This window comes from Methylobacterium haplocladii, from assembly GCF_007992175.1.
Taxonomy (GTDB): Bacteria; Pseudomonadota; Alphaproteobacteria; order Rhizobiales; family Beijerinckiaceae; genus Methylobacterium; species Methylobacterium haplocladii.
In genome coordinates this window covers 26972-43325 of sequence record NZ_BJZT01000008.1, presented here as the reverse complement: position 1 = coordinate 43325, position 16354 = coordinate 26972, and the positions used below count along the sequence as shown (strand labels likewise).

Below are 16354 nucleotides of genomic sequence, written 5' to 3'. Positions count from 1 at the left end.
AGCCATGTCGGTAGAGACCGCTTGAGATATGCTCGCATCGCCAATCCTCCCGCGCAGTAAGAGTCTACGACATCACGGGCAAGAATTTTGGCATATGCGGAGGTAGTCGATCAGGCCGCCGAAACTGTCATCGAGACCGGCCGCCCGCCAGGAAATCCGATATTCCTGCTGCGTCGACACGGTAAACTTGTAGCTGCGTTCGGTCCAGGTCTTCGACCAGATACAAACGTCGGCCATGTAAGACTTCATATAATTTGCATTTGTCGACACCGTAAGACTCTGATCGTCGGATTTGTAGCCGCTAGACTTCGGTTCGACCCACAATTCGATGCGCCGGGTTTGCCCGTCGAGGGAGATAGTGCTGACTCCAGCGCCATTCTTGGAGACATCGGTGTCCCGGGTGACGCCGTCCGTATCGGCCGGATTCGAGCAGAGCACAGTATCGTTCGGGTATTGATAGCTCCCGACGTTCTTGCGCGCATTGTAGACGTAGCGAACTTCGTAGACGCCCGCCGGCAGGGTCAAGGGCATGGTGATCGACGAGTTCGTCGTTTGTCCACTCTTGCTACAGGCCGCTGTCTGACTGGCGATCGTCGATCCGATTCGGTTGCTACAGTCACTGTCGAGCTCTGCGAAGTTCTGGCCATACTGCACACCGTCCCCGGTTTCGATCGCCGACAATTGGTCGACTTCGACGCCGGCGTTCGTGGTGCCCCAGCTCTTGCCCTGGCAGATCGAACTGGCGCAGGTCGCCTGCGCCATCGTTCCGAACACACCCCAACCGCCGTTGAGGCTATAATTCTCGAATGACTCGGACATCACCAGCGTCGGCGGTCCGGAGGAGGCGTTGACGGTCACAGTACAGTCACGCGTGACCGTGAAGGTCATGCTGTTCTTGCTCAGGAAGTTCTTGAAAACGAGATCGACCGCGCCGGTGGCGACGACATGGATGTTTCCCGGACGCAAATTGAGCAGCGGCGTCGTCAGGACCGTCTTCGACACCGTCGGTGTCGCCGTGAGTTGTGCCGTTGCGGTCAAGGCGCGTTCGTCGCGGTTCTTGGTTGCGTATGTTTGCACCTGGGCGGCGTAGTCCGCCGGCATGACGGTGCCGGTCAGACTCTCGACATAGACCTCGGCCTGCCGGCAGGTGAGGTCGGCGGCGGAGGTCAGTCGCTGCTTGTAGTCGATAGCGCGGGATACCTCGATACCGCCGCCGACGCCGACCATGAGGGCTGGCAGCAGCAGTGCGAACAGCAGCGCGACGCTGCCCGACTGATTCCTTTTAAACATCGGACATGATCCTGAGCGCGGTCTCATCCACTCCGCTCAGTACCCACTCCAGGTAAAGAATAGCTTCGCCGAATGCCGCACAGCACCCCGGCCGCCGGCTTCGTCAGGGCACGGACAACAAATCTTTAAGCCACTCTGCGAAATGTACGGCCGACATCCCATCGCCTCTTGCGTCCGGGCCAGACATCATGGCGGGACCTTTCGTAGATTGGCCGTACCAATCAGGATGATCGTCATCGGCTCGGCGCTCGCGCCGATCGAGCGTCAAACCGACCGCGCCGGCGCGCGACTCCGCGGACGCTACCGTTTCGTCAGGCCGCCCAGCACATTGCGGAGAATCGCGTTCCCGACCTGGGTGCCGACGGTGCGGGCCATCGAGCGAGCGGCGTTGGAGATGACCTGCTCGGTGAGGCTGGGCTTTGCGCGACCTCTCCCCTTACCCGCGTCCTTCGCCGACGCGCCGCCTCCGAACAGTCCGCCGAGGCTGGAGAGCAGCCCCCCGAGGCCGCCCTCCGACCCTTGGGCAGCCTCCGCCGTCTCGCCGTCGAGGTTCTTGCGCTTCGCAAGGATTTCGTAGGCGCTCTCGGCGTCGACGGCCTCGTCGTACTTCCCCTTCATGGTGCTCTTGCCGATCAGCTCGGCCCGCTCCGTCGGGGTGAGCGGCCCGACGCGGGCTTGCGGCGGCGCGATCAGCGCCCGCTCCACCATCGAAGGCGTACCCTTGGCTTCGAGGAACGAAACCAGCGCCTCGCCGACGGCGAGCTCGGTGATCGCCTTCGACACGTCGAAATCCGGGTTCTGCCGGAAGGTCTCGGCGGCGGCACGCACGGCGCGCTGGTCACGCGGGGTGAAGGCGCGGAGCGCATGCTGCACCCGGTTGCCGAGTTGGCCGAGCACAGTCTCCGGCACGTCGAGGGGGTTCTGCGTCACGAAATAGACGCCGACGCCCTTCGAACGGATCAGGCGCACCACCTGCTCGACGGCATCGAGCAGCGGCTTCGGTGCATCGCTGAAAAGCAGGTGCGCCTCATCGAAGAAGAACACGAGCTTCGGCTTGTCGAGGTCTCCGACCTCAGGGAGCTGCTCGAAGAGCTCGGAGAGCATCCAGAGCAGGAAAGAGGCATAGAGGCGCGGCCGCTGCATCAGCTTGTCGGCGGCGAGGATGTTGATCACGCCCCGCCCGTCGCGATCGGTGCGCATGAAGTCGTGCAGGTCGAGCGCCGGCTCGCCCAGAAACTTGTCCGCGCCCTGGTTCTCCAGCACCAGCAGCGCCCGTTGGATCGCGCCGATCGAAGCGGCGGACACGTTTCCGTATTTGGCGCCGAGGTCCTTCGAATTCTCGGACAGGAACGTCAGCAGCGAGCGCAGATCCTTCAGGTCGATCACCGGCCACTGGTTTTCGTCGGCGACCCGGAAGGCGATGTTGAGCACGCCCTCCTGGGTGTCGTTGAGTTCGAGGAGGCGCCCGAGCAGCAGCGGCCCCATCTCGGTGACGGTGCAGCGGATCGGATGGCCCTGGTCGCCGAACAGGTCCCAGAAGGTCACGGGGAAACGGTCGGGCTCGTAGGTGATCCCGAGTTCCTCGGCGCGCTTGACGAAGGCGGGCTTCGCCTCGCCCGCCGCGGCGAGCCCGGAGAGGTCGCCCTTGATGTCGGCGGCGAAGACCGGGACGCCGGCGTTAGAGAAGCCTTCGGCGAGCACCTGAAGCGTCACGGTCTTGCCGGTGCCGGTCGCCCCCGCGATGAGGCCGTGACGATTGGCGAGCTTGAGCGCCAGCACCTCCGGCTTCGAGCTCTTGCCCGTGCTTTTGCCGACCAGGATCGTGCCGTCGCCCGCCATGCCGTGCATTCCCTCTCAGAACGTGCTCCACCCTACTCCGGGAGCGCGGCCGTTTTCCAGGCTTGGCGGCAAGGCCGGATCCGCGTGGCCTTGATTTCAGCGTTCGCCCGTCGGAAGGACGGGCCGAAACGAGGAGAGGCCCCCCATGGACGAACTGATTGCCCGCATCACGGCCCGCACGGGCGTCGACGCCGAGACTGCGAAAGCGGCGATCGGGCACATCCTCGCCTTCCTGCAGAAGGAGGGTCCGCCCGAGGACGTGGCGCAACTGCTCGCCAAGCTGCCGGGTGCCGACGCGGCCATCGCCGAGTCGAACGCCGAAGAGGGCGGCGGCGGCCTGCTGGGCATGCTCGGCGGCATGGGTGGCGGCGTCATGGCGCTCGGCCAGAAGCTGATGTCGTCCGGCGTCTCGATGAGCCAGATGCAGCCTCTCGGCCAGGAGCTGTTCGCCTACGGCCGTGAGCAGGCCGGCGAGGACACCATGGGCCGCATCATCGGTGCGATCCCGGGTGTCAGCCAGTTCGTGTGAGAGATCTGCGATAACCCTCTCCCCCGCCAGATTTTGGGCTTGCCCAAGATCTGCGCTTTGAGAGCCCGAGTCGGGCAAGCCCGACCTGGGAGGGCGAGGCTGGCCCGCGAAGCAGATCGGGAAGAGGGGCGCGTCATGCCCAAAGAGGGCTGCCCTCCCCTGCAGAGAGGGTTGGGGCTGGCGCCAGCGCGCATCGGATCAAACCCCTGACATCCTCAGGCGGTTTCGTTCGACGGCTACGCGTGTGGTGGTGCGGCCGGCGGTCGGTGCACGAAGTGGTGTTTTCCTCCTAACGATCTGTCCCGACACGCCTTCCAGTGTCATAAAAGCGTGCGCCCTTCGTGATGATGTGCGCCGGTCAAGGCCGGATCGGCCTCGCGGGGCAGGCTCAAAATGGTGCCGAACTTTTCCGGGCGTGACGCGTCCGCGGCGTGGAAGACCGGCTGGGAAACCCACGTCCAGGCGCCCTTCGCCCGCTTCAAGCAGACGTTTGAGGGCGGCATTCCGGGCTTGGTGTTGCCGGGCGGCGCGCCGATCCTGCTGAAAGCGCGGCTTCCGAAGCCGGCGCCGGAATTCGGTCCCAGCCTCGGCCGCATCGGCAGCCTCGAAGTGCGGCTCGCGACGAAGAAATCCGAGGTCCGCCGGGCACAGCGCCTGCGCTACAAGGTCTTTTATGAGGAGATGTCTGCGGTCCCCTCGGGGCTCGCGATGCTCAAGCGCCGCGACATCGACGCCTACGATCCGATCTGCGACCACCTCCTCGTCATCGACCATGCCGCGGTCAAGGCGAAGCCGTTTCGCAAGCCGCGCCCGAAGGTCGTCGGTACCTACCGGCTGTTGCGCGGAGACCGGGCGGAGGGCGGCGCCGGGTTCTACAGCGCAGGTGAATTCGACATCGGTCCGCTTCTCGATCGCCACCCGGGAAAGCGCTTCCTCGAACTCGGCCGCTCCTGCGTGCTCAAGCCCTACCGCACCAAGCGCACGGTGGAGCTGCTCTGGCACGGCATTTGGACCTATGTGCTGCACCATCGCATCGACGCCATGCTCGGCTGCGCGAGCCTCGAGGGTACCGATCCGGACCGGCTGGCGCTGCAGCTCAGCTTCCTCCACCACCATGCCCGTGCCCCGGAGGCGTGGCGGGCGCGGGCAGTCTCGGAGCGCTTCGTCGCCATGGACCGGCTGGCGCCGGAGGCGGTGAACCCGAAAGCGGCGTTGCAGAGCCTGCCGCCTCTGATGAAGGGCTATCTGCGCATCGGCGCGACCTTCGGCGACGGTGCCGTGATCGACCGCCAGTTCGGCACCACCGACGTGTTCGTCGTGCTGCCGGTCGAGGCCATCGCCGCCCGCTACATCGGCCATTTCGGCGCGGAGGCCGACCGGCACGCGGCCTGAGGCGGCACCGTCTTGGCGTCTCCTGTTCCGGCAGGTCGGGTATGCGCGGCCGCCGCCGGGGCTCGACACGCGGGGTGTCCACGCCGATGTGACGGGTCTACCCGCCGGCCGCCTGCCTGCGCCGCGCCCTGCAATCCCCGAAGTGTCGATGCTCGCCCCCTCCCCGCCTTCCGACCGTGACCGTTTCACCGCGATCACCGCCGCGATCACCTGCGTTGCCGTGGTCGGCATCGGCCTCAGCCTGTCGATCCCGCTGCTCTCACTGGAGATGGAGCGGATGGGAGCCTCCGGTTCGATGATCGGGCTGAATACCGCTGTCGGCGGCTTTGCCAGCATCCTCACGGTGCCATTCGTGCCGCGGCTGGCGGCGCGGGTCGGTGTGTTGCAGCTGTTGCTGCTTTCGATCGTATTCGGGGCGGCGCTGCTCGTCGGCTTCAAGGTCTTCTACGACTTCGCCTGGTGGTTTCCGCTTCGCTTCTTTTTTTCGGCGACACTCGGCGCCCTGTTCGTCTTGTCCGAGTTTTGGATCACCCAGGCCGCTCCACCCGAGCGTCGCGGGCTGGTGATGGGCATCTACGCCACCGTGCTGGCACTCGGCTTCGCCATTGGGCCGGGGCTGCTGGTGCTGCTCGGGACGGAGGGGTTTGCGCCGTATCTTGCCGGCGCCGCCCTATTCGTCGTGGCGGCCGTGCCGATCGTGCTCGCGCGGAGCGTCTCGCCGACCATCTCGCGCGAAGGCGGTAGCGTGCGCTTCCTCGCCTATCTCCGGCTCGCTCCGGCGGCGACGCTTGCCGCTTTCATCTACGGCGCTGTCGAAACCGGTGGCTTCGCGATCTTGCCGCTTTACGGATTGAAGGTCGGCTTCGATGCGCAGACGGCCGCCGGCCTCGTCAGCGCCGTGGCACTCGGCAACGTGCTGTTCGCGATCCCCGTGGGCTGGCTTGCTGATCGGATCGACCGTGGCCTCGTGCTGCTCGCGGCGAGCCTAGCCGGCGCAGTCGGTGCAGCGCTGATCCCGGCGGCGAGCGTCTCGCTGCCGGTGCTGGTCGCTTTGCTGTTCCTTTGGGGTGGCGTTGCCGGCACACTCTACACGGTTGGCCTCGCCCATCTCGGTGCGAGCGTGCGCGGACCGGACCTGGCCGGCGCGAATGCGGCCTTCGTCGCGCTCTACAGCGCCGGCCTCATGATCGGCCCGCCGATGATCGGGGCCGGAATGGATCTCATCGTGCCGCAGGGTTTTGCCTGGACGCTGGCCGCCATGTTCGCCGCCTATGCGATTATCGTCACGACCACTACCCTGCGCCGCCGGGCAGCGGCGGATCGGGCTGCACCGCCGGAACGGGTCGAGCGACTTCTCCGTTAACCGGATGAAAGCTGCGCCGTTCGCGGCATCACGGGTTGTTTACGGAGCACGGCCATGAGCCTCATCGGACGCATCGTCACCAAGATCCTGGGCAACGAGGACCGTCAGGTCGTGCGCGACGATCGGAATTCCGGATCGAGCACGCCGCTCGGGCGCCTCGTCACCAAGATCCTGCGCAAGTAGGTTTTCTCTCCCCGTCGCCGGTCTGTCCGGCGACAGCGGAACGACCCGCCGCTTCCGTTACGCGGAAGCGGCTTTCCTCGTGCGCTCAACGAGCCACCGAGGCTTCGAGAACCGTGGACGGCGCGCCCGGTACGCTGTGCTGCCAGAAGCGACCCGTTTTGCCCTTCTCGTAGCCGGCATTGTAGAGGCTGCGCATGTAGGCGGTATCGAAGCCGCGCGCAGCGGCAGCGGTGGGCCCGGTCTCGTCGATATAGGTCAGGTTGAAGCCGATCCCGGACCGACGGCTGACCGTCTCGGTGGCGGACAGCGTCGCGCGGGTGCGGGCTCGGCTCGCCGTCGTGAACGAGCGCCCGGTGATGGCGAGCGTGTTGTTCTGGGTGACGTCGAACTCCGGCTCGAGCCGTCCGTTGATCACCACGTAGATGTCGGCCTGCCCCCGGCCGGCGCGCGTGCGCGGCAGGAATCCCTGCGGCAGGGTGAAGACCGGGATCACCACCGAGCCGTCGACATGCATCTCCTGGAAGGTGCGACCCTCGGCCTGGACGTCCACCAGCTGCGGCGGGAACACGGCCGGGACGCTCGCCGATGCGGTCAGCACGTCACGGAACAGATCGGCGGCAGTCGGCGCCCCGCTGGCGGCGATGGCGCCCATGTTCCAGATCACGGCACGCTGCTGGTCGAGATTGGTCGTCACGACGTAGAGGCGCCGGCCCTTGGCATGCTCGGCGGCGATGGCGACGAGCAGGTCCGGCGTGACGTAACGGCCGATGATCTCCCGCAGCTTGCCGTCCCCGAACAGGCCGGAGCCGAACAGCACGTTGGCGATGCTCGGCGCCTGAACCAGCGATTCGGCGATGCCGCTCGTGTAGAAGTCGGTGAGGTAGGCGTCGTAGGCCGAGCCGAGGAAGGCGAAGGGCGCGATCAGCGCGCCCGTCGAGACTCCGGACACGATTGCGAAGTCGGGCCGGGTGCCGGACGCGGTCCAGCCGTTGAGAACACCCGCGCCATAGGCCCCGTCACCGCCGCCGCCCGAGAGCGCGAGATAGCTGAAGCCGTTACGGCGGCCCTCCGGTCGCTCCGCCACGGCCGCGATTTCGGCCGCGGTGGCGTCGGCATAGGCCCGGACCGAACCCATGCCGGGCACGGTGGCGAGCGAGGCCTGCTGCGCCGTGTAGGGCGTCCGCGGCAATGACGAGCAGGCCGCGACCCCGAAGACGAGCGCGAGCCCAGCGGCAGCGCGAAGGACCCGCAGACGGGACAGGAACGACATGGCAAAAATGTCCGGACCAATGGCTCAGCTTCCACGAAACGAGCATGGCCTTACCTCGTTCCCACAGAAGCTTGACCATTTCGAGGCCTCGGGCGTCGCAGCGGGCGTCTGTTGCATCACGGCCTCACCCAGGATTGTCGCCGGTGGAAGGCGCGAAATCCCAAACGACGCTTAAGTCCTTCAAACCAACATATGTTTGCCATTCTTCCATGTGAGGGCGATGGAAGACGGTGCAGCTGGAGACGGGGGTGCTCCGGGACCTGGGCGGGAACACCCTCGCATGCTGAACGGACCGGCGCTCCTGCGCGTATTCCTCGTGGTAATCGCCGCGGCGGTCCTGACCGGGCTCGTCCAGCATTACTGGATTTTCGACAACAGCCCGCCGGACACGTCGGTATCGGTCACGCGGCCGGCGACGCCGAGCGCGGCCGCGCGCCGAGCCGATCCGGCGCCGGCACGCTCACCCGTACAGTCTGCCCCGCAGCCGCCTCCGGCAACACAGCCGGCGCCCGGACCGAGCCCCGTGGCGGAGCCCGACACGGGCAACGCCGCGCTGATGCCAAGTCCGCAGCCTGCCGCTGCCGAGCCGCCGATGGGCAGATCGCCGGTCGAGCCCCCGACACCGACCCCGCCGGCTGCAGCCCCGCCCGACCCGCGTGAAGAGGACGTCCCCGCGGCCGGGGCCGCCGACCCGCGCGCGGTCGATCTCGTGGATCTCAACACCGGCTCGCTGTCGGAACTCAACGCGCTCAAGGGCGGCGGCGCGATCGGGCGCGCGATCATCCAGCGCCGGCCCTACGCCTCAACGGATCAGCTGCTTTCCAAGCGGGTTCTCAGCCGCGCGATCTACCAACGTATCAAGGACCAGATCACGGTCCGCTAGAGACGCCGAACTCATTGCATCGGGCGGACGGCCCGGGGCTACGGTCGCGACTCACCTTCGTCCAACGAACCGCTATCCACATCGTCGGAGGGTGCTTCGACCCATTCGATCCGCCTGACGCTCTGGTGCCCGGCCTCCCGACTTCGTAAGAAGGACTTGGCAGAGTAACGAGAGCTGAGGCACCCCATGCAGACCACAGCCGGCGCGCCGACCCTGCGTTCGGACCTGGGCGTCGAGGAGACGAGCGAATCGGACAATATCGTCCGATGGGACGGCGATCGTCTGTACGTGGAGCACGACGTCTACCACAACGGACAACTCGTCCATCGCAAGTACCGCCGCACCGTCACCGAGCCGGTCGCCCGCGCCCTTCAGGCGATCATCAACCGCGCGCAGCAATGATCCGAGAGCGCGCGTGAAGGCGCTCCGCGCGATCATCCTTGTGACTGCCCTGCTCTCACCGGTTCCGGCAGCGGCGCAAGTGAGCGTAACCTTCGTCGAACCAGAGCGCTACACCGATGCCGAGAGCCACTTCGGATCGGGCTACACCCTTCGGGTGACGCTGGCGGAAATTCGGCGGCTGTTCACCGAACTCGGCGACCGCGCGCTCCGACCGGGTGAGAGCCTCTCCATCACCGCGCTCGATATCGATCTGGCCGGCTACGAGCGTCCCGGCGCAGTCGGACCCGACAGCCTGCGCATCGTGTCCGATGTCGGGCCGCCGCGCCTTCGGCTGCGCTATACTCTGAAAGAGCGCGACCGCACCGTGCTTGCGGCGGACGAAACGGTGACGGACATCGATTTTCTCTCGCGCTACGCCCGCTCTCTCGGCGGCGCCAGCTTCGCTCACGAGCGGGAACTGATACGGGACTGGCTCCAGACCCGCATTGCCCAGCGCCAGCCGCCGCGCGAGTAAACCACATTCCGGACCAAAGCTTGCTCTCAACGGCCCTACCCCTGGACCCAGCCGGCATGCGACCACCGGCGAGCGCGGCTGTGCGCCGCCTCGCAAGCGGCGGACGTCCATCGAGACGCCGGACCCGCTGGCCACGGCGATGAGGCGCATCGCACACATCTCCGACCTGCATTTCGGCTGCACGAATGCGGAGGTCGTCGAGGGCCTGGTGAACGAGTTGAACGCCGATCGTCCCGACCTGATCATCGCCTCGGGCGACTTCACCATGCGCTCGCGGCGAGCCGAGTACGTGCAGGCCCGGGCGTTCCTCGACCGGCTCGCCTCGCCCTGGATCGGCGTGCCCGGCAACCACGACATCGCTTACTTCGCTTTGCCGACCCGCTTCCTGCGGCCGTTCCGGCGCTACAGGCGCTTCATCGACGAGCGGACCGAGCCGAGCTTCCTCGACGACGAGATCGGGGTCGTCTGCCTCAACACCGTGCGGACCTGGGCCTGGGAGGCGGACTGGTCTCAGGGACGGATCAGCCGAGAGCAGATCGCGCAGGCGGAGGCGCGCCTCGCAGCCCTTCCGGCGGACGTCTTCCGCATCGTCGTCGGCCACCATCCCTTCATCGCACCGCCCTGGAACGCGAAGGCCCGGCTTGTCGGACGGGCCGATGCGGCGCTCGCAGCCTTCCGTCGGCATCGGGTCGGCCTGACACTCGCCGGCCATCTCCACCGGCACTATTCGCGCTTCGTCGAGGGGGACGCCGTGCGAACCGATGCCGGCGCGGCGGCGTCCGGGCATCGCCTTCTGGCCGTGCAGGCCGGATCTGCAACCTCGACGCGTCTGCGCGGCATGGAGCCCAACGCCTATAATCGCATCGTCGTCGAAGACGGCGCCGCGACGGTGACCGTACGGCTCTGGAACGGATCGGCCTGGGAGGATGCGGCGCAGGAGCCCGATGGGCCATGACGGATCGACGGGCGCAGATGTCACGTTCGAAGCGTCCAGTGCCGGACGCCGCTCGGGCCGTGGGGCCTGGGAGTCGTTCCCTGCCGACCTCCGAGGATCCCTGCGATTCCGAGAATCTGTCGCGTCGGACCTTCGCACGAAGCGGTCCGACCGAGCCGCAAAATCACCGATGTCCCCAGGCCGATCATGGCGCAGGAACGTCGGCACGCCTCCGGACATGGCCCGGAACCACTCCGATCCGCCTGCCATTGCACGACGGCCGAGTTGCAGCACGCGTAAGCCTACGACGATGAATCCTGTCGCCCTTGCCACGATGGCGAGCATCATGGTCGGCTTCACCGCCGCGCTCCTCTACGCGCTCAGCACTGGGACCGCTTGGTTCGTCGCGCTGCTCGTGATCCTGGCCGTCGCCCTCTTCGTGAAGTGGCGATAGGGCATCGCAGGCCGCCGCTGCGGTCCTCGTGCGTCGGCGCCGCACGCAGCTTTGAGGCGCCCCTGCGCTGTGCTAACGAGACGCTGAGCTCCCTATCCGGCCGTCATCGCGACCGGGCTGCCTCCGGCAAGTCCGGACGGGATGGGACGACCCCCGAAACCAGGACACGACCCTCAGCCGATGCCGCCTGCTGTGACTTCCTCGGACACCGATAGCGCCTCCACCGAGGGCGCGGCCACGCCGGCGCGCGCTTCAAGCTACTCCTACGAAGAGTTGCTGGCCTGCGGACGTGGCGAGTTGTTCGGGGCCGGCAACGCGCAGCTGCCGCTGCCGCCGATGCTGATGTTCGACCGCATCACGTCGATCGGCACAGAGGGTGGCGCCTACGAGAAGGGCCACGTGCTGGCCGAGTTCGACATCCGCCCGGATCTCTGGTTCTTCCCCTGCCACTTCAAGGGCGATCCGGTGATGCCGGGCTGCCTCGGGCTCGATGCGCTCTGGCAACTCGTCGGATTCTTTCTCGGCTGGTCTGGCGCCCCCGGCCGCGGCCGAGCGCTCGGTGTCGGTGAGGTGAAGTTCTCCGAGCAGGTGCTGCCGACCGTGAAGAAGGTGGTCTACGGCATTGACATCCGGCGCATGCGCACCGGCAAGCTCGTGCTCGGCATCGCCGACGGCTGGCTCGAAGCCGACGGACGGCGTATCTATGAGGCGAAGGATCTGCGCGTCGCCCTGTTCCAGTCCTGAGCGGCCACGTCCCCCGGACATCGCCGTCTGCGGTTGCCGCTGTTGAGATTGGGCGCGCATCATCCTAGGTGACGTCTCGCGGCGCGGTTCGAAGCGTCGCGGTGGAGAAGCCAGGCCATCATGCGGCGCGTCGTGATCACCGGGATGGGCATCGTCTCATCCATCGGCAACAACACTCAGGAGGTCCTCGCCTCCCTGCGCGAGGCGCGCTCTGGCATCGCCCGCGACGCCTCCTACGCGGAACACGGATTTCGCAGCCAGGTTTCCGGTGCACCGAACCTCGACGTCGAGTCGCTGGTCGACCGGCGCGCGATGCGCTTCCATGGCGGCGGCACGGCCTGGAATCACGTCGCCATGGATCAGGCGATCCGCGACGCCGGGCTGGACGCGAACGACGTCTCTAACGACCGCACCGGAATCGTCATGGGCTCCGGCGGCCCTTCGACCCGCGTGATCGTCGAATCCGCGGCGATTGCCCGTGAAAAGGGCCCGAAGCGCGTCGGTCCGTTCGCCGTGCCGAAGGCAATGTCGTCGACCGCCTCCGCGACGCTCGCGACCTGGTTCAAGATCCGCGGCGTGAACTATTCGATCTCGTCCGCCTGCGCGACCTCCAACCATTGCATCGGCAACGCCTCGGAGATCATTGCGGCCGGCCGCCAGGACGTGATCTTCGCCGGCGGCTGTGAGGATCTCGATTGGACGCTCTCCGTCCTGTTCGACGCGATGGGCGCGATGTCCTCGAAGTATAACGACACTCCCGCCCGCGCCTCGCGCGCCTACGACAAGAACCGCGACGGCTTCGTCATTGCCGGCGGTGCCGGCGTGCTGGTGCTCGAGGAGCTCGAGCACGCCAAGGCCCGCGGCGCACGGATCTACGGGGAAATCGCCGGCTACGGCGCCACCTCGGACGGCCACGACATGGTCGCGCCGTCCGGCGAAGGCGCCGTGCGCTGCATGCGGCAGGCGCTGGAGACCGTGAAGGGCGCGAAGATCGACTATATCAACCCGCATGCGACAGCGACGCCCGTCGGCGACGACAAGGAGATCGAGGCGATCCGCGAAGTCTTCGGCCGCAGCGAGGACTGCCCCCCGATCTCGGCCACGAAGTCGCTCACGGGGCACTCGCTCGGTGCCACCGGCGTGCAGGAGGCGATCTACTCGCTCCTGATGATGAACGACGGCTTCATCTGCGAGAGCGCCCATATCGACGAACTCGACCCGGCCTTCGCCGATATGCCGATCCTGCGGGAACGCCGCGACGGCGTGAAGCTCGGCCACGTCATGTCGAACTCCTTCGGTTTCGGTGGCACCAACGCGACGCTGATCCTCAAGAACGTCGACGCCTGAGCGGTCGATCTTCGCCCTTGCGTTCGCGAGGAGCGAAATGGCTCATAAGCTTTCTCGCAACTGCGTCAGCGATTTTCGCAGTTGCGAGATCGGCGGCATAGCCGAAGTGGAAGACGCGCCGATAGCGCGGTGGTGGAACCCCAGAAGTCAGGACGCGTTTGTCTTGCGAACAGCAGGACATCGGCTCCCATGGTCTGGATCGCCTTCGTTGCCTTCGGAAGCGTGGCTGCTACAGCCGGAGTGGTCATTTTTGCCAAGCAGAGCCTGATCGACGATGCCCAGGCAGCGACCAAGGGCTATTTCTGAGAGCGGCGCGTTCACACCTCGCGCGAGAGCCCAGCCCCGTTTTTCGACTGCGGTCGAGGCGGGGCTTTTCTTTGTCCGAGACCTTGGCACGTGGACAGTGCCGTCGCTCGCACGCTAAGCGTGCCCCTTCAGGATCGGGCTATTCGTGCCCGACGAGCGTGCAGGTCGGTTAAGGCAGCGTTTCATGACAGGTCTGATGAAGGGCAAGCGCGGCCTCGTCATGGGGGTCGCGAACAACCATTCCATTGCTTGGGGCATTTCCCAAGCCCTCCATGCCCAGGGTGCCGAACTCGCGTTCACATACCAGGGAGATGCCCTCGGCAAGCGCGTCGCCCCCCTCGCCGCCTCGATCGGTTCCGACATCGTGCTGCCCTGCGATGTCGAGGATATCGCCTCGGTCGATGCGACATTTGCCGCCCTCGACGAACGTTTCGGCGGCGAGCTGGACTTCGTGGTCCACGCCATCGGCTTCTCGGACAAGACCCAGCTCAAGGGCCGCTACGTCGACGTCACGACCCGCGAGAACTTTGCGCGGACGATGACGATCTCGTGTTTCTCGTTCACCGAGATCGCGCAGCGCGCGGCCAAGCGCATGAAGAACGGCGGCTCGCTCCTGACCCTGACCTATGGCGGCTCGACCCGCGTGATGCCGAACTACAATGTGATGGGTGTCGCCAAGGCGGCCCTCGAGGCCTCCGTACGCTACCTGGCCATGGACCTCGGCCCTGACCGCATCCGCGTGAACGCCCTCTCGGCCGGCCCGATGCGGACGCTCGCCGGCGCCGGCATCGCTGACGCCCGCCTGATGTTCAATCACCAGAAGGCCCATGCGCCCCTGCGGCGCACGGTGACGCTCGACGATATCGGCGGCTCGGCGCTCTACCTGCTCTCCGACCTGTCCAGCGGCGTGACCGGTGAAGTGCACTTCGTCGATTCCGGCTACAATATCATCTCGATGCCGCGTCCCGACGTGCTGCAGGCGCAGGACGAAGCGGGCGTGATGGGCGACCATTAGGACCGCTCTGCCGGACCGACGCCGATAGGTTTGTCATCCCATCCGTCGTCACGGCGCCGCGTGGCGGAACGTCGAGTACAGAACCATTTCGCGCTTATCTTGGCCCTGTCGGCGGCCCTGGATTCCCGGCGCACTCGCAGCGCCCTTTGATAACCGTCTGGCCTTATCGTTCCGTCCGTCCGTATCTGACATCGCGGACCGGAAGCGGGATCACGCGCACTGGCTTCCTGACGTCGACGTCGACACCGCTAACAGCAGCCGGCCGCTGAACGGCCGAAACGAGAGCGGGTCGTTCGATGGCCGGTGAAGGCGCTCCGGCGAGCGATCCGCCGATGGCCACACCGAACGCCAGCGCAAGGAGCGCCATCGGGCGGGTGCCCATGTTCGGGCGAATCCTCGGTTCGATTGCATGCGGCAGCATCGTCGCCTCCCATCTCCGGACCGGCCGGAGGATCGCGTTTCGATGCGTCCTTGATGCTGCAGAGCGCGCGTGGCGGCGACGAGCAAGATCGGCCGCTTTCAGCCGTGCCCGGACCGGGCGTGCGGATCGGTCGTGCGGCGGTGCGGATCTGTGCGGGTTTCAGTTGTACTCGTACGCACGCTCGCCATGCGAAGCGATGTCGAGGCCCTCGTACTCGGCCTCCGCGTCGACGCGGATGGGTGTGAGCAGGCCGATCGCGCGGGTCAGGCCGTAGGTGACGGCGCCCGACCAGAGGATGGTCACGACGATTGCGAGCGTCTGTACGCCCAGCTGTGTCCAGACGTTGCCGCTCTCGCCGAGCCCGACGCCACCGAGTTCCGGTAACGCGAAGAACGCGAGCAGCAGCGAGCCGAGCATGCCGCCGACGCCGTGAACGGCGAAGACGTCCAGCGAGTCGTCGATCTGTAGGCGCTGCTTCACGTGCAGCGTCGCGTAGAAGCAGACGATACCGCCGGCGAACCCGATCAGGAGCCCGGCGCCCGGCGCGACCATGCCTGCGGCCGGCGTGATGGTGGCGAGGCCTGCCACGGCACCCGTCACGATGCCGATCGAGGTGGGCTTGCGGATCTTGATCCACTCCGCCGCGGTCCAGGCGATGGCGCCGGCTGCCGCCGAGAGGTGGGTCGCCAGGATGGCGTTCGCCGCGCTGCCGTCCGACGCGAGCGCGCTGCCGCCATTGAAGCCGAACCAGCCGACCCAGAGCATGCCGGCGCCGGCCATGGTCATGCCGGGGCTGTGCGGTGGCGTCATCTGGGCCGGAAAGCCGCGGCGCTTGCCGATCATCACTGCAAGCACCAGCGCCGCGATGCCGGCCGTGGTGTGCACCACGATGCCGCCGGCGAAATCGAGTACGCCGAGGCCGAACATCCAGCCACCGCCCCAGATCCAGTGCGCCACCGGCACGTAGACCAGCATCAGCCAGAGGGCCGAGAACAGCACCACGAACGGAAACGTCACCCGCTCGGGGAACGCACCGATGATCAGCGCCGGCGTGATGACGGCGAATGTCATCTGGTAGAGCGCAAAGGCGCTTTCCGGCAGCAAAGTCGGGGTGCGGACTGCGTCGAGGCCCGACAGGAACACTTTGCCGAGGCCTCCGATCAAGGCGCCGTTCCCGTCGAAGACGAGGCTGTAACCGCAGATCGCCCACAGCACCGACGCCACGCAGCAGATCGCGAAGCACTGCATCAGCACCGAGAGCACGTTCCGCGCATGCACGAGGCCGGCGTAGAACAGGGCCAACCCTGGCAGCGTCATGAACAGCACGAGCGCCGAGGCGGTCAGAATCCAGGCGGTGTGGCCGGTATCGATGACGGGTGCGGCAAGCGCGGGCTGAGCGAGCATCATCAGCCCGAAACAGGTCGAGCCGCACAGGGCGAGACGGCGCATGAAGCGAGCTTTCGAAACG

16 protein-coding genes are annotated in these 16354 nt (G+C 66.6%); 12 read left to right on the top strand and 4 right to left on the bottom strand.

From position 1 onward, the window contains the following. Nucleotides 1-72: 72 nt before the first annotated feature. Together MHA02_RS04990 and MHA02_RS04985 are read right to left on the bottom strand one after the other, a co-directional pair. Entirely contained in the window at nucleotides 73-1290 is a 1218-nt protein-coding gene (locus MHA02_RS04990; protein ID WP_170249024.1) for a pilus assembly protein TadG-related protein, read from the bottom strand. Nucleotides 1291-1590: 300 nt separating this feature from the next. Next, a complete protein-coding gene (locus MHA02_RS04985) occupies nucleotides 1591-3129 on the bottom strand; it encodes a helicase HerA-like domain-containing protein (protein ID WP_147077177.1) in 1539 nt (512 codons plus the stop codon). Nucleotides 3130-3274: 145 nt separating this feature from the next. Between MHA02_RS04985 and MHA02_RS04980 the strand changes: the two genes are divergently transcribed. The 4 genes from MHA02_RS04980 to MHA02_RS04965 all read left to right on the top strand — a co-directional run bounded on the left by MHA02_RS04980 (nucleotide 3275) and on the right by MHA02_RS04965 (nucleotide 6596). Further along, entirely contained in the window at nucleotides 3275-3658 is a 384-nt protein-coding gene (locus MHA02_RS04980; protein WP_147077175.1) for a DUF2267 domain-containing protein, read from the top strand. 393 nt (nucleotides 3659-4051) lie between these two features. Further along, nucleotides 4052-5050, top strand: coding sequence for a l-ornithine N(alpha)-acyltransferase (olsB, locus tag MHA02_RS04975; protein ID WP_147077173.1), 999 nt, complete (start codon nucleotides 4052-4054; stop codon nucleotides 5048-5050). A 148-nt stretch (nucleotides 5051-5198) separates the two neighbouring features. Further along, nucleotides 5199-6413, top strand: coding sequence for an MFS transporter (locus tag MHA02_RS04970; RefSeq protein ID WP_147077171.1), 1215 nt, complete (start codon nucleotides 5199-5201; stop codon nucleotides 6411-6413). 54 nt (nucleotides 6414-6467) lie between these two features. Continuing rightward, nucleotides 6468-6596 carry a TFIIS helical bundle-like domain containing protein gene (locus MHA02_RS04965; RefSeq protein ID WP_147077169.1) on the top strand — a complete coding sequence of 43 codons (129 nt, stop codon included), beginning with the start codon at nucleotides 6468-6470 and terminating at the stop codon, nucleotides 6594-6596. Between the two features lie 85 nt (nucleotides 6597-6681). Here the strand turns inward: MHA02_RS04965 and MHA02_RS04960 are convergent, their stop codons facing one another. Beyond that, entirely contained in the window at nucleotides 6682-7866 is a 1185-nt protein-coding gene (locus MHA02_RS04960; protein ID WP_147077167.1) for a patatin-like phospholipase family protein, read from the bottom strand. 280 nt (nucleotides 7867-8146) lie between these two features. On the opposite strand from MHA02_RS04960, the gene MHA02_RS04955 reads away from it, so the two are divergent. The 8 genes from MHA02_RS04955 to fabI all read left to right on the top strand — a co-directional run bounded on the left by MHA02_RS04955 (nucleotide 8147) and on the right by fabI (nucleotide 14465). Then, nucleotides 8147-8749 (top strand): ComEA family DNA-binding protein, encoded by a 603-nt coding sequence (locus tag MHA02_RS04955; RefSeq protein WP_147077165.1) that lies wholly within the window; start codon nucleotides 8147-8149, stop codon nucleotides 8747-8749. Between the two features lie 186 nt (nucleotides 8750-8935). Continuing rightward, nucleotides 8936-9151 carry a hypothetical protein gene (locus MHA02_RS04950; RefSeq protein ID WP_147077164.1) on the top strand — a complete coding sequence of 72 codons (216 nt, stop codon included), beginning with the start codon at nucleotides 8936-8938 and terminating at the stop codon, nucleotides 9149-9151. Between the two features lie 13 nt (nucleotides 9152-9164). Next, nucleotides 9165-9665: a DUF3016 domain-containing protein gene (locus MHA02_RS04945; protein WP_147077162.1), complete on the top strand. Its 501-nt coding sequence runs from the start codon at nucleotides 9165-9167 to the stop codon at nucleotides 9663-9665. A 139-nt stretch (nucleotides 9666-9804) separates the two neighbouring features. Then, a complete protein-coding gene (locus tag MHA02_RS04940) occupies nucleotides 9805-10620 on the top strand; it encodes a metallophosphoesterase family protein (RefSeq protein ID WP_147077160.1) in 816 nt (271 codons plus the stop codon). Between the two features lie 289 nt (nucleotides 10621-10909). After that, nucleotides 10910-11053 carry a hypothetical protein gene (locus MHA02_RS22010; RefSeq protein ID WP_170249022.1) on the top strand — a complete coding sequence of 48 codons (144 nt, stop codon included), beginning with the start codon at nucleotides 10910-10912 and terminating at the stop codon, nucleotides 11051-11053. A 180-nt stretch (nucleotides 11054-11233) separates the two neighbouring features. Then, nucleotides 11234-11797, top strand: coding sequence for a 3-hydroxyacyl-[acyl-carrier-protein] dehydratase FabA (gene fabA, locus MHA02_RS04935; RefSeq protein WP_147077158.1), 564 nt, complete (start codon nucleotides 11234-11236; stop codon nucleotides 11795-11797). A 120-nt stretch (nucleotides 11798-11917) separates the two neighbouring features. Beyond that, on the top strand, nucleotides 11918-13144 hold the full coding sequence (gene fabB, locus MHA02_RS04930; protein ID WP_147077155.1) for a beta-ketoacyl-ACP synthase I: 1227 nt from the start codon (nucleotides 11918-11920) through the stop codon (nucleotides 13142-13144). Between the two features lie 490 nt (nucleotides 13145-13634). Then, on the top strand, nucleotides 13635-14465 hold the full coding sequence (gene fabI / locus MHA02_RS04925) for an enoyl-ACP reductase FabI (RefSeq protein WP_147077153.1): 831 nt from the start codon (nucleotides 13635-13637) through the stop codon (nucleotides 14463-14465). A 580-nt stretch (nucleotides 14466-15045) separates the two neighbouring features. Here fabI and MHA02_RS04920 read toward each other — a convergent pair. Further along, a complete protein-coding gene (locus MHA02_RS04920; protein ID WP_147077151.1) occupies nucleotides 15046-16335 on the bottom strand; it encodes an ammonium transporter in 1290 nt (429 codons plus the stop codon). Nucleotides 16336-16354 lie beyond the last annotated feature (19 nt).